Raw genomic sequence first — 19,278 nt, forward strand, 5'->3', positions numbered from 1 at the left:
CGGCCGTACGGGTCGTGTCAGGAGAGAGGTCGATGACGAGCAAGTTGCAGCTTCTGGTGTCGGTGGGCGCGGTGGCGCTGTTCGCGAGCACCGCGCAGGCGCAGGACACCCCGGCGTCCAGCACCGCGGCCCAGACCGATCCGGCGCAGAAGGCGCTGGCCGGCGGCGCGGCGGGAACGCAGGCCGCGGCGGGCGATCCGGAGCCCGATGGCGACATCGTCGTCACCGGCCTGCGCGCGACCTTGCAGAATGCCGCCAACCTCAAGCGCAATTCCAACCAGATCCAGGACTCGATCGTCGCCGAGGATATCGGCAAGCTGCCCGACACCAACATCGCCGAGACGCTGCAACGCATCCCCGGCGTGCAGATCTCCCGCAACACCCGCGGCGAAGGCAACAGCTATGTCGTTCACGGATTGAAGCAGGTGCTGACCACGGTCAACGGTCGCCAGCTGTTCACCACCACCAACCGCAGCGCCAATCTCCTCGATTTCTCCTCCGACATCCTGTCCGGCCTCGACGTCTACAAGACGGCGACCTCCGACCAGATCGAGGGCGGGCTGGGCGGCCTCATCAACATCCACACCGCGCGCCCGTTCGACTTCAAGGGGCCGCATTTCGCGCTCACCGCGTCGGGCAATTACAGCGACTTCCAGGATCGCGCCTCGCCGCGCATCTCGGGCGTGGTCAGCAATCGCTGGGATACGCCGGTGGGTGAGGTCGGCCTGCTGTTCGGCGGCCAGTTCGAACGCGTCTATTCGGCGGGCTATCAGGTGTCGACCAACGCCTATGCCGACAACCGCAACCTCTACAACCGCGACGGCGACGGCGTGTTCCCCAACGATGCCGGCGACACGGTGACGCTGCCGAGCCAGGTGCGCCCGCGCTACGAGACGGGCAACCGCGTCCGCTCGACCGCCTATGGCGCGGTGCAGTGGAAGCCGTCGTCGAACCTGGAGGTCCACGGCGACCTGACCTACAGCTATTCGGGCGGCCGCAGCTATACGCAGCAATTGTCGGTGCAGACCGACGGCGCGACGGGCGTCGGGCCGTTCACCTTCAAGCAGGCGCCCAACAGCAACATCCCGGATCAATATACGCTCGCCAACGCACTGGTCCGCTCCTCGACCGGCGCGTCGGACAATCCCTATCACAATCTGTCCGCGTCGCTCGGCTTCAACTGGTCGGCGGGCGCCTTCTCGCTCGCTGGCGAGGCGGCCTATATGAAGAGCGAAGGGCCGTTCTATTCGCGCAGCGTCGTGATCCAGACGCGGGCGCCACGCGCGACGGTCGACCTTTCGGGTTCGACGCCGATCGTCGGGGTGACCGGTGTCGATCTCGCCAACCCCGCCTCCTATACCGGCGCGGTCAGCTATTCCGATCTCGGCCAGCAGAGCCTCGGGCGCGAACCCTCGTTCCGGCTCGACGGCAAGTACGAGCTGACCGGCGGCCCGATCACCGCGCTGCTGGTCGGCGCGCGCTATGCGCATCACACCGTCATCAACGACGTCTACAGCATCAGCCGGACGGTGACGCTGGCGCAGCCGCTCGGTGCGGTGACGCAGCTGACGCCCGACGACCTGTTCACCAACAAGGACGTGCCGATCAACCAGTGGGTGCAGATCCAGAACAGCTTCCTGGAGGACATGCATCGTACCCGCTACCTCGTCGGCGCGACCTATGGCGATCCCGCCTATCCGCTGAACAACCATTACGAATATCGCGAAGCGGTCTGGGCGGGCTATGCGCAGGCGCAATTCGCCTTCGACCTCGGCCTGCCGATCGACGGCAACGTCGGCCTGCGCTACGTCTCCACGCGCAACAAGCAGGCGGTCTATGCGCAGACCGGCTCCACCTTCACGCCGGTGCAGGGCAGCACGACCTACGACAATTGGCTGCCGAGCGTGAACGTCCGCGCCAAGCTGACGCCCGATCTGTTCCTGCGCCTCGCCTATTCGAAGGCGATCACCCGGCCGGAATTCGGCAACCTGTCGCCCGCGCTGGTGCTCAACGTCCAGTCGCAGACCGGCAGCGGCGGCAACCCGAACCTGTCGCCGACCAGGGCGGATCAGTATGACGCCTCGCTGGAATATTACTACGGCCGGTCGAATTACGCGGCGGTCGCGGCATTCCAGAAGGATGTCACCGGCTTCACCCAGAAGTTCGCGGTGACCGAGCAGATCGATGGCCTGCCGTACCAGATCACCCGGCCGCGCAACACCGGGGCAGGCACGATCAAGGGCGTGGAAGTCACGCTGCAGCAGTTCTTCGACTTCCTGCCCGGGCTGCTCAGCGGGTTCGGCGTGCAGGGCAATTACACCCACGTCTACAGCTCGTTGCCGGTGGTCGGACAGCCGGTGCAGGTGCCGGCCGATCTCCTGTCCAAGGATGCCTACAACATCACCGGCATCTACGAAAAGGGACCAGTATCGCTGCACGCCTCGTACAACTGGCGCTCGCGCAGCGTGCAGACCAACTTCGCCGATACGGCGGGGCGGACCTTGTGGAACGCGCCGCAGGAATCGCTCGATTTCTCGGCGACGTACAATCTCAACGAGCATGTCGCGATCAAGTTCGATGCGGTGAACCTGTCGTCGGCCTATCAGGTGCAATATTACGGCACGCCCGATATCCCGACGCTGTCGAACCAGCTCGATCGCAGCTACCAGCTCGGCTTTCATCTCAACTTTTGATGCGGATCGGCGCCGCGCTTCTCGCCCTCGCGCTCGCCGCCCCGGCGGCGGCGCAGCTCGACGGCAATCGCGACGAGGCGAAGGTGCCGGCCTATACGCTGCCCGATCCGCTGGTGATGGCGGACGGGCGGCGGGTGACGAGTGCCGCGATGTGGCGGCAGGAGCGGCGGCCGGAACTGCTCGCCGCCTTCACGCACGCGATCTACGGCGTCAGCCCGCCGCCGCCGCGGCACATGCGGTTCCGCGTCACCGACGACGATCCCGCCGCGCTCGGCGGCCTGGCGATCCGCCGCCAGGTGACGGTGCTGCTCGACGGGACCGAACAGGGGCCGCAGATCGCCGTGCTGCTCTACCTGCCGGCGCAGGCGAGGGGGCGGGTGCCGGTGTTCGTCGCTCCCAATTTCCACGGCAACCAGGCGGTAAATACCGACCCCGGGATCCGCATCACCCACAATTGGGTGACGCCGGCGACCGGCATCGCCAAGGGCAGCGCCTCGGCGGCCTCGCGCGGCATCGACGCGGCTGAATGGCCGGTGGCGACGCTGCTCCGCGCCGGCTATGGCGTCGCCACCTATTTCACCGGCGACCTCTATGCCGATGAACGCGGCAAGTTCGCCGAGAGCATCCAGCCCTGGTATCGGACCGCGTTCGGCGCGCCCGACCGCTGGGGCGCGATCGCCACCTGGGCTTGGGGGCTGAGCCGCGTCGCCGACTATCTCGCCACCGATCCACACGTCGACCCGCGGCGGATGATCGTCATCGGCCATTCGCGCTATGGCAAGGCGGCATTGTGGGCAGGGGCGAGCGACACCCGCTTCGCCGCGGTAATCGCCAACGATTCGGGCGAGGGCGGCGCCTCGCTCTACCGCCGCCGCTTCGGCGAGACGATCCGGGTGATGAACGATTACTGGTTCGCCCCCGTCTTCAAGACCTATGCCGAGCGTGAGGCGGACCTACCGGTCGATGCGCACGAACTGGTCGCGCTGATCGCGCCGCGGCCTGTCTTCATCGCCAGTGCCAGCGACGACTGGTGGTCCGATCCCCGCGGCGAATTCCTCGCCGCCAAAGGCGCCGACCCGGTCTATCGCCTGCTCGGCGTCGGCGGCCTCGATGCCGCGGCGATGCCGCCGCCCGACCGGCCGGTGCTCTCGCGCATCGCCTATCACCTGCGCACCGGCCCGCACGGCATCACCGATCGGGATTGGGCGAGCTACATCGCCTTTGCCGACCGCTACCTCCCGCATCATCCCGAAGGAACGCCATGATGGCCCACAACCGCAACCGGATCGCAGGCGTGGCGCTGGCGCTCGCATCGCTGCTGGCGAGCACGGCCGGCGCCGACCGGCGCGAGACGGCGCTGGCGGGCGGCTGGCGCTTCCACCTCGGCGATCCCGGCCCGGCCACCGCCGAACCGCGCTTCGACGACGCGGGCTGGCAACGGGTGGCGGTGCCACATACCTGGAACCGGCTGGGCAATTACGGCGTCACCCGGCGCAAGGATGCCAACACGGTGCGCGGCATCGGCTGGTACCGCCTGCGCTTCGCCGCGCCGCAGATGGCCGCGGGCGAGCGGCTCTACCTCCAGTTCGACGCGGCGAGCATCGTCGCCGACGTGTGGCTCAACGGCGTCCGGCTCGGGCGGCACGAGGGCGCTTTTTCCCGCTTCCGCTTCGATGCGACCGAGGCGCTGAAGGCCGGCGGCGACAACGTCCTCGCCGTGCGCGTCGACAATTCCAAGCCCGACGCGGGCAGCGCGACGCGCTACGTCGTGCCGATCTCCGGCGACTTCTTCATGTATGGCGGCCTTTACCGGCCGGCGAGCATGATCGTCGTCGGGCCGCAGCATATCGACCTTGCCGACATGGGCAGCGCCGGCATCTACGAACGCACGACCACGCTCGATGCCGCCCGCGCGAGCGTGAGCGTGCGGACCTTGCTGCGCAACGATGCCGCGCGGCCGGCGCCGGTGACGCTGCGCACCACCATCGCCGATGCGAGCGGGCGACAGGTCGCGCGCGACGAGCGCCGGGTGTCGCTGCCCGCATCAGCCGGCGCGGAGGCGACCGCCAGCCTGACGATCGCCAATCCCCGCCGCTGGAACGGCCGCGCCGATCCCTATCTCTACCGCACCACCGTCGAGGTGATCGGCGCCGACGGCCGGCTGCTCGACCGCGCCAGCGAACCGCTCGGCCTGCGCGAGATGGCGTTCGACGCGGCGCACGGTTTCCTGCTCAACGGCAAGCCGCTGCCGCTGCACGGCGTCACCCGCCACCAGGACCGGCAGGACAAGGGCTGGGCGCTCGCCGATGCCGATCACGCGCAGGATATGGCGATTATCGAGGAGATGGGCGCCAATGCCGTGCGCCTGTCGCACTACAATCATGCCAAGCCCTTCTACGACCTCGCCGATCGCAACGGCATGGTGCTGTGGGCGGAACTGGGGCTGGTCAATCTCGCCGCGCTGCCCGGAGAGCGCGACGCGCGGCCGGAGATGGTCGCCAGCGCGAAGCAGCAATTGTCCGAACTGATCCGCCAGAACTACAACCACCCGTCGGTGGCGGTCTGGTCTATCGGCAACGAGATCACCAACTGGACGAGCAAGGGGCTCACCCCCTCCAACGCCCGGCCGCTGATGACCACGCTCGACCGGCTGGCGCATGCCGAGGATCCGACCCGCGCGACGACGATCGCGGTCTGCTGCGAGCCGCTGCCCGGCCAGCCCGATACGGGCGTCGACCGCACCTCCGGCACCGCCGACACCGTCGCCTACAATCTGTACTTGGGCTGGTACGGATCGGGCCATGCCGAGGAGGCGGCGACGCTCGGCACTGTGTTGAGCGGGCTGCATCGCGAACGCCCGAAGCTGCCGATCGCGGTCGGCGAATATGGCGCGGGCGGCGCCACCTCGCAGCACACCGACAATCCCTTCGGCGGCCGGATCGAAAGCATCTACCGCCCGCAGCCCGAAGAGGTGCAGAGCGCCGTCCACGAACTGTCGTGGCGCGGCATCGCGCCGCTCGGGTTCCTGTGGGGCAGCTTCATCTGGCAGATGTTCGACGCCACCAGCGACCTGCGCGAGGAGGGCGACAGCAGCGATATCAACACCAAGGGCCTCGTCACCTTCGACCGCGCGACGCGCAAGGACGCCTTCTACTTCTACAAGGCGGCTTGGAGCCCGGCGCCGATGATCCACCTCACCGGCAAGCGCTACGTCGACCGCGCCTATCCGGTGATCGACGTGACGGCCTACAGCAATGCCGCCGCCGCCGACCTGTCGCTCGACGGCCGCCGGATCGGCAGCGCCGCCTGCGTCAACCGGATCTGCCGCTGGCCGGGCGTGCGCCTGCACCGTGGAAGCAACCGCCTGTCGGTCAGCGCCAGCTTGAACGGCAAGGCGATCGGCGATGCGGCGACCGTGACCTATGCTGGCCCGGCGCGGGCGCTGCACGTCCGCACCGGTTCGCTGACCGGCGTCACGCTGGCGGACGGCACGCGCTACGGCTCCGACACCTTCTTCGACGGCGGCACCGGATCGACGCTCAATCCATTCCAGCGGGAACTGTATGCGGCGGGCGGCGGCCCGGCCAAGGCGCGCAAGATCGTGACCGGCACCGATCACGCCGACCTGTATGCCAGCTGGCGTGCCGGTGATGCCTTCTCCTATGCCTTGCCTGTGCCCGATGGGCGCTATCGCGTGCGGCTGCACCTGTTCGAACCGGACAAGGCCGGCGCGCATCGCTTCGCGGCCGGTATCTCCGGCGGCATGCAGCGCAATGCCATCGACGTGGCTTCGCTGGCGGGTGGCGTGCTGAAGGCGACCACCGTCGAGCTGACGGGGCCGGCGCGGAACGGCGTGCTGCGGCTAGATTTCCACGGGCAGGGGGGCGAGGCGATCGTCTCGGCCATCGACGTCGAGCCTCTGCGCGACTGACAGCCACGCCGTTGGTGTGGAGCCTTTCGGGCTGCGCGTTCAACTCACCGCATCATGCTGCGGCGACGCCATAGAAGCGCCGCGCGGCGCCTTCGAACAGGCTGGCCGCAGCATCGCCGGTCAGGCCGGTCAGCGCCTGCGCCGTCGCGATCCAGTCGGTGTAGCGATCGCCGGCATGCCGCAGCACCGGCCAGTCGCTGCCCCACATCAGCCGGTCACCGAAACAGCTGACGAGGTGCGCGACATAGGGGGCGAGTTCGTCCGCCGCCTGCCCCTGCGCCTGCTCGGTGCGCAGGCCCGACAGCTTGCAATGCACCTGCGGCAGCGCCGCCACCGCCGCCATATCGTCGCGCCACGGATCGAGCGTCCCGTCCGCCGCGGCGGGCTTGGCGCCATGATCGATGACGATCGGCAGGTCGGGCCAGCGCGTGGCGAAGGCGTGCAGGACCGGAAGGTGCCGCGGCTGGATCAGCGCATCGAAGCGCAGCCCATGCTCGATCATCGCGGCGATGACCGGATCGAGCGCCCGGTCGAGGATCCAGTGGGTATCCGCAATCCCCTGCAACATCGGCCTGAGCCCACGCAGCCGTGGATTGCGCGCCAGCGTGGCGATGCGGTCGGGCGCCTGCGGACTGGTGAAGTCGACCCAGCCGACGACACCAGCGACCAGCGCGTCGTTCGCCGCGTCGGCGAGCAGCCAGTCGGTATCGCGATCGTCGGGCTGCGATTGCACCAGGATCACGCCGGCAAGGTCGACGTCCCGCGCCTCCGCCCGCAGGTCGTCGATCGCGAAGTCGCGGTGGATCAGCGGCCAGTCGGCGTCCGGCCATTGATGCCCCGGCGCATCGATCCGCCAGACGTGGACGTGAGAATCGAACACCCGCATCGCGTCAGAACATCCCTAGGATGCGCTGTAGCGCGTTCTGGAAATGCGTCACGATCGCCGCCTCGGTGGCGTCGGCATCGCGCGCCGCCGCCGCTTCGAGGATGTCGAGATGCTCGCGCAGCGTGCGCAGCGCCAGCGGTTGCGTCATCAGCCGGTCGAGGCGGATCAGCGTCAGGTAATTGTTGAGGCGCCGCGCCGTCGTCTCGACCAGCGGGTTGCGCAGGCTGGCGATCATGCCGGCGTGCAGCCGCTCCTCCAGCCGGCCGAGCTGCGCCTGGATCTCGGCATCGAAGCTCCCCTGCTCGATACGGGTCATCAGCGTGCGATGCTCGTCGATCATCGCCGCGACATCGGCCGCGTCGCCGGTTTCGGCAAAGGCGCGCGCGGCGGGCCGTTCAATGAAGGCGCGAAACTGATAGGTGCTGCGGGCAAGCTCCAGGTCCGGCTTCAGGAACTGGATGCCCGAGCGCGGGTGGATGGTCAGCACCCCCTCCGCCTCCAGCACGCGCAGCGCATCGCGCAGGGGCTGCACGGGAATGTCGAGCAGGTTGACCAGCTCGTTCTGCGACACGAACGCGCCGGCAGGGACGGTGCGGTCGAACAATCCCTCCAGCACCTTGCGATAGGCGATATCGCTCAGCCGGACCGTTTCGGGGACGGTGCCGCTGCGGGTATCCACGGCCGAAGATTGCGCTTGCACCACTTTTCCACCTGCCATATCTACAAATTTGACTGATATATCAAATTCGCCATCTGGGAAGAGTGTACCGCCGATCATGCGTATAGTCGACTTCCGAATCACGCGCTTCCAGTTCCTGCGCGACCGCGTGATCGGCGATAGCCAGGTCCGCGCCGACGACGTCCACGTCGCCGCGCTCGAACTGGTCGGCGAGGACGGCAGCACCGGGCTGGGCTTCGTCCAGAGCCTGTTTCATCCGCTGCCCGCCGAGGCGGAGATGATGCACTGCTTCGCCACCGAAGTATGGCCGGGGCTGGAGGGCGATCTCGCCGGCGCGGCGGCGCATCGCGTGTCGCGGCCGCGCGGCGGCAATATCCGCCGGCTGTCGATGCCGTTCGAGGAGGCGCTGCAACAGGCGGTGTGGGATCTGTTCGCCAAGTCGGTCGGCCAGCCGCTGTGGCGTCTGCTCGGCGCCCGGCGGGATCGGGTGCGCGCCTATGCGAGCGGCCTCGATTTCCACCTCTCCGACCATGATTTCTGCGAGCTGTTCGGCATCGCGGCATCGCAGGGCTTCACCGCGTTCAAGATCAAGGTCGGGCATCCCGACCTCGATCGCGACATCCACCGGCTCGATCTGCTGAAACAGGCAGTCGGCGACACGGCGCTGGTGATGGTCGATGCCAACGAGGCGTGGAGCCCCAAGCAGACGATCGCCAACCTCGATGCCTTCCGCCGCGCCGGGCACCCGATCTTCTGGGTCGAGGACCCGGTGCTGCGCCACGATTTCGACGGCCTGCGCATCCTGCGGGAGACGGCGGGGCCGACGCTCGTCAACTCGGGCGAATATCTCGACGCCTCGGGCAAGCGCTCGCTGATGCAGGCGGGGGCGACCGACATGCTGAACGTCCACGGCCATGTCACCGACGTGATGCGGATCGGCTGGCTGGCCGCCGACATGGGCGTGCCGGTGTCGCTCGGCAACAGCTTCCTCGAGATCGGCGTCAACATGGCGCTCGCCCTGCCGGAGGTCGACTGGCTGGAATACAGCTACCAGAATTTCGACCATCTGGTGGAGACGACCTATCGCATGGAGGATGGCTTCATCTGGGGATCGGACGCGCCCGGCCATGGCCTGGTGCTGGCGGACACGGCACGGCGTGACTGGCACAGGCCGACGCTCGTTGCGCGCGACGCCCTCGGCGCGGCGCCGCAGCCGCCGCGGCTGACCCGCTGACATGGACGAGGCGATGGCGATCCACGCCGACGATGCCGCCGCGCTGATCGCGGGCGAGGGGCATGCCGTCGGGCGCGCCAAATGGCTGCTGCTCGGATCGCTGACCGCGGTCTTCTTCGTGCTGCTGGCGCTTTATTGCGGCGTGCTGTCGGTGCTGCTGCCCAACCAGATCGCCGCGCTCGATCCGGCGCACAAGGCGCGCGACCTCGCCATCGTCTTTGCCGTCACCTCCGTGTTCAGCACGCTGGCGACGCCGATCGCGGGAGCGCTGTCGGACGGGACGCGGACGCGCTGGGGCCGGCGGACGCCGTGGATCGTGCTGGGCTCGCTCGCCGGCGCCGCCTGCCTGTTCGCGGTGTCGCAGGTCGAGGACCTGTGGCTCATCACTACCTTGTGGGTCGGCGCGGCGATCGCGCTCAATGCCATGCAGGCGGCGATCACCACCGTCGTCGCCGATCGCTTCCGCGTCGAGGAACGCGGCACCGCCTCGGGCTTCGTCGGCGCGGGGATGACCGCGGGCGGCACGGTCGGCATCGTGCTGGCGGGATCGATCGCGGCGCACCTGACGCTCGCCTATGCGCTGTTCGCCGGCGGCATCGCGCTGGTCTGCATCGCCTTCGTGATCCTCAACCCCGAACCGCCGGTGCATGCACCCGTGATGCGCCGCCGGTTCTCGCTGCGCGGTTTCCTGTCTTCCTTCTGGATTTCGCCGCGCGATCATCCCGATTTCGCCTGGGCGTTCCTCGGCCGCTTCACCATCTACATGGGCTACCAGGGGATCGTCACCTACCTGCTCTACATCCTGCAGGATCATATCCACCTCAGCACCGCCGACGCCAACCGGACGATCGCGACGCTGTCGTCGATCACCTTCGTCGCGCTGGTGATCTCGGCGTTCGGATCGGGGCTGATCTCCGACCGAATCGGGCGGCGCAAGCCCTTGGTGTTCCTCTCCAGCCTGACGATGGGCGTCGCGTTGGTCGTGCCGCTGCTGCTGCCGACGTTGCAGGGGATGTACGGCTATGCCGTGCTGATCGGCCTCGGCTACGGCGCCTTCATGTCGGTCGACATGGCGCTGATGACGCAGGTGCTGCCCAAGCGCACCGGCAAGGATGCGGCGGACGCCACCGGCAAGGACCTCGGCATCCTGACGACTGCGGTCAACATCCCGCAGATCCTCAGCCCGGTGATGGCGGCGTGGCTGCTCGGCATCTCCGGCAACGACTATCGCGTGCTGTTCGTCGCGGCGATCGCCTTCGTGTTCGCCGGATCGCTGTTCGTGCTGCCGATCCGCTCCGTGCGATAAACAGACACCGTTCGCCCTGAGCTTGTCGAAGGGCCTCAAGCCTCACCTGTGCTTCGACAGGCTCAGCACGAACGGTTTAGTGTTAGATCAGCGCCGCCGGAAGACCGGCGCGCGCTTCTCGGCGAAGGCGGCGCGGCCTTCGCGGGCGTCCTCGGTGGCGAAGCAGATCGCCTGGAGGTCGCGCTCATATTCCATCGCCTTGTCGAGCGGCATCGACACTGCGGCGCGCAGGTTGAGCTTGGCCGTCTCCGCCGCGATCGGCGCGCGCGATGCGATGGCGGTGGCAATGGCGGAGGCGCGCTCCATCAACCCGTCTGCCGCGACGACTTCGCTGACGAGGCCCCAGTGCAGCGCGGTCTGCGCATCGATCGCATCGCCCGTCATCACCATCAGCGCCGCATTCGACATGCCGATCGAATGGGCGAGCATCGCCGCCATTCCCCCGCCGCCGATCCAGCCGAGCTTGATCTCCGGCGCGGCGAACTTCGCGGTGTCGGACGCGATGCGGATGTCGCACGACAGCGCCGTCTCCAGCCCGCCGCCGAGCGCATAGCCGTTGACCGCGGCGATGCTCGGCTTGGACAGCGCATGGATCGCGTCGCAATAATCGTCGCGGTTGCGGAAGTCCCACGCCGTCGCATAGCTGTCGAGCGTCGCGATGTCCGATCCGGCGCAGAACGCCTTCGGCCCGGCGCCGGTGATGATGACGCAGCGGATGGTCGTGCTGCGGTTGCATTCCTCCACCGCGGCGACGATCGCCTTGGACATGGCGGGGGTGGCGGCGTTGAGCTTCTCGGGCCGGTTGAGCGTGATCGTGGCGACCGCTCCGTCGACGGCGAACAGCAGGGTATCGGTCATGGAAGGTCCTTCTACAGTTCGGCGCCGGCCGGGCGGTGGCGGCGCCAGGCGTCCTCCAGTCCGGCAAGGATCGCGGCGTGAGCGGTGCCGGCGCCAAGGCCGTCGCGGATCAACGCCGACGCTTCCTTCTGGAAGGCGATGGCGCCGTCGAACCGCGGGCGCACATAAGCGTGCTCGATCGTAGCGGCGGTGTTGCGGTAGAAATCGCCCGATGCGGCGTTCACGCGTTTGTCCGCCCAGGCATCGCGGCGGCTCGGCTGCCCGGCGTGATCGGGGATGAAGCCGGACTGCGCCTGCGGACCCATCAGCCAGCGCAGGTGATCGAGCAGGTCGGGCGTCACCGCCGCGCGCCGGGACAGGCCGATGCCGGTGCCGCCGAGCGTCGATCCCCGGCGGCCGCCGGTGTGCGCAGCCGGTGCGTCGGCGAAGCGGATCGGCCGTTTGGCCGTGGCATAATTCACATAGCCGTAGACCAGCGGACACAGCGCAACCGCATCGCCCTGCGTCATCGCCTCCAGCAGCCCGATCGGATTGAGCGCACGCACCGGCTCCGGTGTCGCCGCGGCGAGCGGCGCCATGATCGCCAGCACGGCACGCCCGGTATCCGCATCGACGAACCGCTCCGGATCGCGCGGCGCACCGGCGTCGATCGCCGCGGCGATCGACTGGAACGACAAGGCGGCGTGCGGCCCGGCCAGCGACAGCGCCACCGGTTCGCGCAACGCGAGCACCGCGTCCCACGTATCGGGCAGCGGCCCGTCGATCAGGTCGGCCCGCGCCGCCATCACCTGCGTCGCGGCGTCGAGCGGCAGCGCCCAATGCCGACCGCCGTACCGGTAGCTCGCCAGCGACGGCCCGATCGCCGCCTCGCCCCAGGCGGCGATCTCCTGCGGCGCGAACACCTCCTCCAGCGCCAGCAGGCAATCGCCCGCCACCGCTTCGCCGACATGCGGATGATCGAGCACCACCAGGTCGTAGCGCGCGGTGAGGTCGGCGATCGGATGCGCCTCGAACCCTTCGAGCGGCTGCCGATCCCAGGCGATCAGCTCGCCCGCCGCCGCAGTCAGCGCCGCATAGCCGCGCGGGTGATCCCAGGTCAGGCCGCGATAGCGCATCAGTCCTGCCGCACCGCGCCCGACGCGATCAGCCGGTCGATCGCTTCGGCATCCATCCCCGCCTCGCCCAGGATTTCGCGGCTGTGCTCGCCGATCTGCGGTGCGCCGCGCGTCACGCCTGCCGGGGTCGCGGCGAAGCGGATGGGGAAGCCGGGCGTCTTGACCCGGCCTTCGCTGGGGTGGTCGTATTCGACGAAGGTGCCGTTATGCGCGATCTGCGGATCGGCGACGACGTCGGCATAGCCGTAGACCGGGCCGGACCAGACATCCTGCGTGCGGAACAGGTCGAGCCACTCCGCACTCGTCCGCGTCGCCAGCCGCTCGCGCGTGGCGGCGAAGATCGCGTCGCGATGCACCCAGCTGTCCGCCTCGTCATCCATGTCGGCGAAGCTCGGCTCGCCGATCAGCTCGCCGAACGTCTTGAGGTTGGCGAAGGCGACGACGATGAACCCGTCGGCCGTCGCGAACACCCCATAAGGCGAGCGGATGTAGCTGTGCGCATGCGGCTCGGCCGAGCGCGTCTGCGGCTTGCCGCCGGCGGTGAAGACCGACATCTCCTGCATCTGGAAGGCGACCACCGCGTCGAGCATGTTGACCTCGACCAATTGCCCCTCGCCGGTGCGCTCGCGGTGCAGCAAGGCGGCGAGCGCGCCTTCGAACGCGGAATAGGCGGTCACCGCATCGGCGAGGAACTGGCCCGCCGGGGCAGGGGGATCGCCCGCACGCCCTGCCGACAGCATCGCGCCCGACATCGCCTGCAGGATCAGGTCCTGCCCCGGCCGGTCGACATAGGGGCCGCTCTCGCCGAACCCGGACATCGAGACATAGACCAGCCGCGGGTTGATCGCCGACAGGGTGGCGTAGTCGACACCCAGGCGCTTGGCGACGCCGGGCCGGTAATTCTGGATGAAGACGTCCGCCGTCTTCACCAGTTCGAGCAGGATCGCCTTGCCCTCGTCGCTCTTGAGGTCGATCGCCAGCGAACGCTTGTTGCGGTTCAGCGACAGGAACGAGGTGTTGATGCGGTTGCCGTTGGCCCCGCCCGCCGAGCGAAAGCGCTGCCATTCGCCCGCGGTCGGTTCCACCTTCACCACATCGGCGCCGAGATCGCCCATGCGCTGCGCCGCAAACGGCCCCGCCATCGCGATCGAACAGTCGAGCACGCGATAGCCGCTCAAGATTCCCACGGGTGTATCCCTTCAGTGCATGACCCAGCCGCCATCGACGTTCAGCGTCTGGCCGGTGATGAACCCCGCATCGTCGGACGCGAGGAAGGCGAGGGCGGTGGCGATGTCGGCGGGCGTGCCGCGCCGCTTCACCGCCTGATGATCCAGCACGAACCGGGTATAGCCCTCCGGGTCGGGATGGATCGTTTCGGCATCGGTCGGGAAGGCGCCGGGCGCGACTGCGTTGACGGTGATGCCGTCGCCGCCGAACTCGCGTGCCCAGGCCCGCGTCAGCCCGACCAGCGCGCCCTTGGACGCGACGTAGGGGGAAAGCGACGCCCAGCCGCCGTAGAAGGTGACGCTGGCGATGTTGACGATGCGCCCCCAGCCACGCGCCTTCATGCCGGGCAGTGCCGCCTGCACCGCGACGATGCCGGCGTCGACATTGACGCGCTGCACCGCCTGATGCTCCTCGATCGTGTAATCCTCGAACGCGCGCGAGGGGTAGATCGCGGCGTTGTTGATGACCACGTCGATCCCGCCCAGCGCATCGCGGACCCGCTCCAGATCGGCGCGGAAGCGGGGGAGGTCGGACAGGTCGGTGTCGAGCGCGACCAGCCGCTCGCGATCCCCGGCGGGCGTGTCGTCGATCAGCGCCGCCAGCCGGTCGCTGCCGCGATCGGCGGCTATCACCTGCGCGCCGAGGCCGAGGAAGTGCCGCGTCGTCGGCGCACCGAGGCCACCCGCGGCACCGGTGAGCAGGATACGCTTGCCCGCCATGCTCATCGCACGATCGCCGGATAGTCGCCGCTCGGCTCCGGAAAGGGATCGGCGGGCTGCTCCGCGATGCCGCGGATGCGCGCCTCCGCCGCGGCGATAGCGTCGCGGCCGTCGAGCACGGTGAAGATCGTGTCGTAGCGCCGCTCCTCGCCATGCTCCAGTTCGATCAACTCGCCCCGCTCGCGCGCGAAGCCCTTGCCGAGCACGTGGTTGGTCGAGGGTTCGATGCCCAGCGCATATTGCCCGGCCTGCAACGCCTGCCATTCGTACTGGCAGGGGAATTGCGCCTTCGCCGTCTCGACCTGGAAGCCGAAGCCGAGCGCGTCGTTGACCAGTGCCACCGGCACCCGGCCGTCGGCATCGGCAGCCATCTCATGCTGCCACACCTGTTCGTGGAAGGCGGCTTGCGGCGCCGGGATCGCCGCATAGCCGACGCCGCTCGCCTGATAGCCCTCGCCGGCGTGCGCCGCCCACACCACGTCGCGGATCGGCGCGAGGTAGCGCGCGCCCTCCGCCAGCACCGGGTGGCCGACGTTGATGTGGTAGAGCAGCATGTGCGGCGTGCGGTAGAAGCCGTGGTTGACCACGCGGTCGTACAACCGGATCGCATCGTCGCCGACATCCGCCTCGATCCGGCGGACGAGGTGCAGGTCCTCGCCGAACATCGTTGCCTGCTGCACCACGCCCTCGCACCACAGGATGCAGCGGTCGCCCTCCCAGCGCTCGCCATAGCCGGTCAGCCGGGCGGGGATGGTGCCGACGCGGCCGTGCAGCGACGAGGCAACGCGCTGGCGCGGCCCGTAATTGTAATGGCCGGCCTCGTCGTCGTGCATGAAGAGCGTGTGATCGAGCCCGGCGGTCACCATCAGTCCCGAAAACGAGCGCAGCCAGGCAAGCCCGCCTTCGCCCTCATATTCGTGCAGGCCGGGGTGGCGGAAGCCGGTCGGCGAATGCCAGCCGATCGCGCGGCCGCGGTGTTCGCAATCGGCGATGTCCATGCAGCGATCGACCAGCACGGTGAAGCGCAAGCCCGTGCCGGTGCGGAATTCGAGACAGCGGATGCCGCGTTCCACGCCCTCGCCCAGCGTCATCAGCCGGACGCCCGCGAACTGGCTCAGGCTGCCGGCATGTTCGGCCAGCTCGCGCGGCGAATAGCTGCGGTCGTACAGCGCGACCATGGCTGCGGCTCCTCTCGATCGACGGTTGGCGAGAATGTACGTCGATAGATCAGTAGTGGCAACAGAAATATCAGATGATCGTGCGGTTCGGATCGAGCGCGATCGTCGCGTCCGCCCGGTCCGGCAACTCCGCCAGGATATGGCGGGTCAGCCGCTCGTAGTGCCGAATGAAGCGATCGATGCCGGCATCGCTCATCCCGCCACCGGTGGCGCGGCGCAGCGCCTGTTCCTGTTCGATCCGCCAGCCGCGCACGACGCCGAAATCGGGCGCGCGGAGCAGCACCAGCCGGTCGAGCCGCGCGAACAGCGCCCGATATGGCCCGGCGAGTTGATCGTTGACGTAACGCCGCCAGCGGCCGTCACCGTCCTCGTTCGCCTCCAGCGCATTGACCGGTTCGGCAAGCGCGGCGTCGGCCTGCGGCACCGCGCCGACGCACCAGCCCTCGAACAGCAACACGCGCAGGTCCGGCGGGGTCAGTGGCCACGCGTCGGCCGGCGCACGATCGTCCACCGCCTTGTCGAAGCGAGGCAGGCGCACCGTCCCGCCCTGTACGAGTCCGTCGAGCAACGCGAGCCCGAGGCCCACATCATGTGTCCCCGGCACACCGCGCGTGCGGAGCAGCGGGTGCACCGTCGCGGCGAGGCTCACCCGCTCGGCGAGCGTCAGATACAGGTCGTCGAGCGACAGGATCGCGGTCGCCAGCCCCTCCGCCGTCAGCCGTTCGGCGGCGCGGGCGGCGGCGGTGCTCTTGCCGCTGCCCTGCGCGCCGCACAGGCCGATCACGACGGGCCGCGCGCATCCGGCAGCAGCGTCGCGCGCCACCGCCGACAGGATCGCCGCGGCCTCCACGCTCAGGCGACCCGGTCGGGCAGCGGCTCGCCGGCGAAAAAGGCATCGAGGTTCGCCAGCACACGCATGCCCATGGCGGTCCGTGCCTCGATCGTCGCGCTGCCCAGGTGCGGCAGCAGCACCGCATTCTCGCAGGCGAGCAGGGCCGGCGCGACGGCGGGCTCGCCTTCGTAGACGTCGAGCCCCGCCGCCCCGATCCGCCCCTCGGCCAGCGCCGCGGCCAGCGCCGCTTCGTCGATCACCGATCCGCGTGCGGTGTTGACCAGCACGGCATCGCGCTGCATCCGCCGTAGCAACGCCGCATCGACCAGATGATGCGTCGCCGCGCCGCCCGGCACGTGCAGCGACAGCACGTCGCACCGCTCCGCCAAGTCCTCTGCCGACGCCACCCAGGTCGCGGCATGCCGCGCCTCCACCTCGGGCGCGGCGCGCGTGCGGCTGGTATAGAGGATCGTCATGCCGAAGCCGCCGCGCGCACGGTCGGCGGTCGCCTGCGCGATCCGGCCGAAGCCGATCAGGCCCAGCGTCTTGCCGGTGATGCTGCGCCCGACGAGGTGCGTCGGATGCCAGCCCGGCCAGCCGCCGGCGCGCAGCTGCCGTTCGCCCTCGCCGGCGCGGCGGGCGGCGGCGAGCATCAGCAGGATCGCAAGCTCCGCCGTCGCATCGGTCAGCACGTCCGGCGTGTTGGTGACCGCGATCCGCGCCGCCGCGGCGGCGTCGCGGTCGATATGTTCGAAGCCCGCACCGTAATTGGCGATGATGCGCGTGCGCGGCGCCTCATGCGCCAGCACGGCGGCGTCGATGCGATCGGTGATCGTCGTCGCGACGGCGTCGTAGTCGGCCAGCGCCGCGTGCAGCACGTCGCCCGACAGCGCGCGATCGTCGCGGTTGAACGTGGCGTCGTAGCGCTTCGCCATCGCCTGCTCGACCGTGTCGGGCAGGCGGCGGGTGACGAGCAGGCGCGGGCGCGCGCTCATGCGGTCCGCTCGATGCGGCCGATGCTGATGCCGCTGCCGTCGCGCGTCACCACCGCGCTCGCCCGATCGCGCTGCGTCGCGAGTCCGTCGACGATCGCCCCGCGCACGTCCTCCAGCACCACCGCCGGCCGCGCATCCGCGGCATCGGTGGTGACCGTCACGTCGCGCAAGGCAAGCCCGCGCGCATGCCGCCCGAAGAAGCCGAAGGCGGGCAGCGTCCCCATGAAGCTCACCTCCAAGCTGGTCTCGCGCCGGTCCTCCGGCACGCGCGCCGCATCGGCCGCGGTGCCGCCGCCGCGATGCTGGACGTGGATGCCATCGAAGCTGATATCCTCCACCGGCGCATCGGCGATGCCGGCGACGCCGCACGGGTAGCGCGGATCGGCGCCGGAGACGGTGATATCGCTGAACCGCACCCGGCGGCAGCGGCCGACCGGCGTGCCGGCGGGCGCGCGCAGCCGTGCCGCCTGGTGCACGAACAGCGGATGGTTGACCGGGTCGCGCAGCACGATGCCGGAAATGCTGACATCCTCCAGCGTGCCGCCGTCGACGGTGCCGATCAGGATGCCGCGGCTGTTGGTGCAGGTGCAGTCGCTGATCCGGATGTTGCGAAAGCCGCCGTTGCTCTCGGTGCCGAGCTTGATCCGCCCCAGCGGCCCGGTGCGATCCGGCCCGACATAGTCGGACGGCTGGTAGCTGCCGTCGAGCAGGCTGCCCAGGCGATAGCCGCTGGTCTTGCAGCCGGTGATCGTCACATCCTCGCAACCCACCTTGCGGCCCAGCGCATAGCTGCTCTTCAGCACGATGGCGTCGTCCTTGGGGGCGTTGACCAGGCAGTTGGTGATGCGCACGTCGCGGCTGCAATCGACGTCGATGCCGTCGCGATCGGTGTCGATCGTCAGATTGTCGATGGCGAGGTTGGTCACGCCGTGCACGATCACGCAGAAATGCCCGCCCTGCAACACGGTGAAATCGCGGAGCAGCACATTGCGGCAGTTGCGCATGCCGATCGTCTTGTTGGCGCGGCCGTTCTGCGCGCGCTCCTTGGGGTCGCGCAGCCGCAGTTCGCGGGCGCTGACGCCGAGCGCGGCCGGGGATTGCCAGCCCTCGCGCTTGTGCCAGCGATCGCCCGGCCCCTCGCGGTCGAGCCCCAGGCCGTGGAACATGCCCGGTCCGACGATGCCGATGTTGGTGGCGCCATCGGCATAGACCAGGCTGTTGTGGATGTGGGTGATGCCGAAATCCTGGAATTGCTCGTCCAGGTCGTTCTCCGGCAGGTCGTAGCGCGCGCCGTGCGTCGCCGGATCGGCCGCCTCGACCACCGCGCCCGCGCCCAGGTACAAGGTGACGCGGTCGAGCAGGCGGATCGAGAAGCACAGATAGCGTCCGGCGGGCACGACGACGGTGCCGCCGCCCGCCGCATGCGCCGCCTTGATGGCCCGATTGATTGCCGCGCTGTCGATCGTCCTGCCGTCGCCACGCGCGCCATAGGTCCGCACATCGTACAGCAGGGGCGAGGCACGCTGCGCCCAGGCGGGCAGGGGCGCCAATAATCCGAACAGCCCGGCCGTCACCAGCCGCCGGTCGACGCCGTCCGCCTGCATTTCACGCATGATTCCAGACAC

15 protein-coding genes are annotated in these 19,278 nt (G+C 69.1%); 5 read left to right on the forward strand and 10 right to left on the reverse strand.

Annotated elements, in window-relative coordinates:
- The first annotated feature begins 32 nt into the window (after positions 1–32).
- From AC4GY7_RS00130 to AC4GY7_RS00140, 3 genes are read left to right on the forward strand one after another with little or no spacing between them, the layout of a single operon-like run.
- Complete coding sequence (locus AC4GY7_RS00130) at positions 33–2,693, forward strand: TonB-dependent receptor (RefSeq protein WP_491111286.1); 2,661 nt, start codon at positions 33–35, stop codon at positions 2,691–2,693.
- A complete protein-coding gene (locus AC4GY7_RS00135) occupies positions 2,693–3,958 on the forward strand; it encodes an alpha/beta hydrolase family protein (protein ID WP_491111287.1) in 1,266 nt (421 codons plus the stop codon). The genes AC4GY7_RS00130 and AC4GY7_RS00135 overlap by 1 nt, the downstream gene beginning before the upstream one ends.
- Complete coding sequence (locus tag AC4GY7_RS00140; RefSeq protein WP_491111289.1) at positions 3,955–6,624, forward strand: glycoside hydrolase family 2 TIM barrel-domain containing protein; 2,670 nt, start codon at positions 3,955–3,957, stop codon at positions 6,622–6,624. Before AC4GY7_RS00135 ends, AC4GY7_RS00140 begins: the two co-directional genes overlap by 4 nt.
- Positions 6,625–6,676: 52 nt before the next feature.
- Here AC4GY7_RS00140 and AC4GY7_RS00145 read toward each other — a convergent pair whose 3' ends face one another.
- Positions 6,677–7,510, reverse strand: a complete 834-nt coding sequence (locus AC4GY7_RS00145) for an amidohydrolase family protein (RefSeq protein WP_491111290.1) — start codon at positions 7,508–7,510, stop codon at positions 6,677–6,679.
- 4 nt (positions 7,511–7,514) lie between these two features.
- Positions 7,515–8,189: a GntR family transcriptional regulator gene (locus tag AC4GY7_RS00150; RefSeq protein ID WP_491111292.1), complete on the reverse strand. Its 675-nt coding sequence runs from the start codon at positions 8,187–8,189 to the stop codon at positions 7,515–7,517.
- Between the two features lie 97 nt (positions 8,190–8,286).
- Here AC4GY7_RS00150 and AC4GY7_RS00155 point away from each other — a divergent pair, with 97 nt between their 5' ends.
- Positions 8,287–9,423, forward strand: a complete 1,137-nt coding sequence (locus AC4GY7_RS00155; protein WP_491111293.1) for a mandelate racemase/muconate lactonizing enzyme family protein — start codon at positions 8,287–8,289, stop codon at positions 9,421–9,423.
- 13 nt (positions 9,424–9,436) lie between these two features.
- Complete coding sequence (locus AC4GY7_RS00160; protein WP_491111295.1) at positions 9,437–10,729, forward strand: MFS transporter; 1,293 nt, start codon at positions 9,437–9,439, stop codon at positions 10,727–10,729.
- Between the two features lie 87 nt (positions 10,730–10,816).
- On the opposite strand, the gene AC4GY7_RS00165 is transcribed toward AC4GY7_RS00160, so the two are convergent.
- The 8 genes from AC4GY7_RS00165 to AC4GY7_RS00200 all read right to left on the reverse strand — a co-directional run bounded on the left by AC4GY7_RS00165 (position 10,817) and on the right by AC4GY7_RS00200 (position 19,266).
- Positions 10,817–11,587, reverse strand: coding sequence for an enoyl-CoA hydratase/isomerase family protein (locus AC4GY7_RS00165; RefSeq protein ID WP_491111297.1), 771 nt, complete (start codon positions 11,585–11,587; stop codon positions 10,817–10,819).
- An 11-nt stretch (positions 11,588–11,598) separates the two neighbouring features.
- A complete protein-coding gene (locus tag AC4GY7_RS00170) occupies positions 11,599–12,702 on the reverse strand; it encodes a carbohydrate ABC transporter substrate-binding protein (protein ID WP_491111298.1) in 1,104 nt (367 codons plus the stop codon).
- On the reverse strand, positions 12,702–13,889 hold the full coding sequence (locus AC4GY7_RS00175; protein ID WP_491111299.1) for a CaiB/BaiF CoA transferase family protein: 1,188 nt from the start codon (positions 13,887–13,889) through the stop codon (positions 12,702–12,704). Before AC4GY7_RS00175 ends, AC4GY7_RS00170 begins: the two co-directional genes overlap by 1 nt.
- Positions 13,890–13,901: 12 nt before the next feature.
- The gene (locus tag AC4GY7_RS00180; protein ID WP_491111301.1) at positions 13,902–14,648 is read right to left on the reverse strand and encodes an SDR family NAD(P)-dependent oxidoreductase; all 747 of its coding nucleotides are present in this window, start codon (positions 14,646–14,648) and stop codon (positions 13,902–13,904) included.
- A 2-nt stretch (positions 14,649–14,650) separates the two neighbouring features.
- A complete protein-coding gene (locus tag AC4GY7_RS00185) occupies positions 14,651–15,826 on the reverse strand; it encodes an aldose 1-epimerase family protein (RefSeq protein ID WP_491111303.1) in 1,176 nt (391 codons plus the stop codon).
- Positions 15,827–15,896: 70 nt separating this feature from the next.
- Positions 15,897–16,676, reverse strand: a complete 780-nt coding sequence (locus AC4GY7_RS00190) for a kinase (RefSeq protein ID WP_491111304.1) — start codon at positions 16,674–16,676, stop codon at positions 15,897–15,899.
- 2 nt (positions 16,677–16,678) lie between these two features.
- Positions 16,679–17,653, reverse strand: a complete 975-nt coding sequence (locus AC4GY7_RS00195; RefSeq protein WP_491111305.1) for a 2-hydroxyacid dehydrogenase — start codon at positions 17,651–17,653, stop codon at positions 16,679–16,681.
- A complete protein-coding gene (locus tag AC4GY7_RS00200) occupies positions 17,650–19,266 on the reverse strand; it encodes a rhamnogalacturonidase (RefSeq protein ID WP_491111307.1) in 1,617 nt (538 codons plus the stop codon). Before AC4GY7_RS00200 ends, AC4GY7_RS00195 begins: the two co-directional genes overlap by 4 nt.
- Positions 19,267–19,278 lie beyond the last annotated feature (12 nt).

Source organism: Sphingomonas sp. SP5 (assembly GCF_058313455.1).

Excerpts from the sequence above, each read along its gene's own strand:
- AC4GY7_RS00130 (WP_491111286.1), top strand. The coding sequence starts at position 33 with ATGACGAGCAAGTTGCAGCTTCTGGTGTCGGTGGGCGCGGTGGCGCTG.
- AC4GY7_RS00135 (WP_491111287.1), top strand. The coding sequence starts at position 2,693 with ATGCGGATCGGCGCCGCGCTTCTCGCCCTCGCGCTCGCCGCCCCGGCG.
- AC4GY7_RS00140 (WP_491111289.1), top strand. The coding sequence starts at position 3,955 with ATGATGGCCCACAACCGCAACCGGATCGCAGGCGTGGCGCTGGCGCTC.
- AC4GY7_RS00145 (WP_491111290.1), bottom strand. The coding sequence starts at position 7,510 with ATGCGGGTGTTCGATTCTCACGTCCACGTCTGGCGGATCGATGCGCCG.
- AC4GY7_RS00155 (WP_491111293.1), top strand. The coding sequence starts at position 8,287 with ATGCGTATAGTCGACTTCCGAATCACGCGCTTCCAGTTCCTGCGCGAC.
- AC4GY7_RS00160 (WP_491111295.1), top strand. The coding sequence starts at position 9,437 with ATGGCGATCCACGCCGACGATGCCGCCGCGCTGATCGCGGGCGAGGGG.
- AC4GY7_RS00165 (WP_491111297.1), bottom strand. The coding sequence starts at position 11,587 with ATGACCGATACCCTGCTGTTCGCCGTCGACGGAGCGGTCGCCACGATC.
- AC4GY7_RS00170 (WP_491111298.1), bottom strand. The coding sequence starts at position 12,702 with ATGCGCTATCGCGGCCTGACCTGGGATCACCCGCGCGGCTATGCGGCG.
- AC4GY7_RS00180 (WP_491111301.1), bottom strand. The coding sequence starts at position 14,648 with ATGGCGGGCAAGCGTATCCTGCTCACCGGTGCCGCGGGTGGCCTCGGT.
- AC4GY7_RS00185 (WP_491111303.1), bottom strand. The coding sequence starts at position 15,826 with ATGGTCGCGCTGTACGACCGCAGCTATTCGCCGCGCGAGCTGGCCGAA.
- AC4GY7_RS00195 (WP_491111305.1), bottom strand. The coding sequence starts at position 17,653 with ATGAGCGCGCGCCCGCGCCTGCTCGTCACCCGCCGCCTGCCCGACACG.
- AC4GY7_RS00200 (WP_491111307.1), bottom strand. The coding sequence starts at position 19,266 with ATGCGTGAAATGCAGGCGGACGGCGTCGACCGGCGGCTGGTGACGGCC.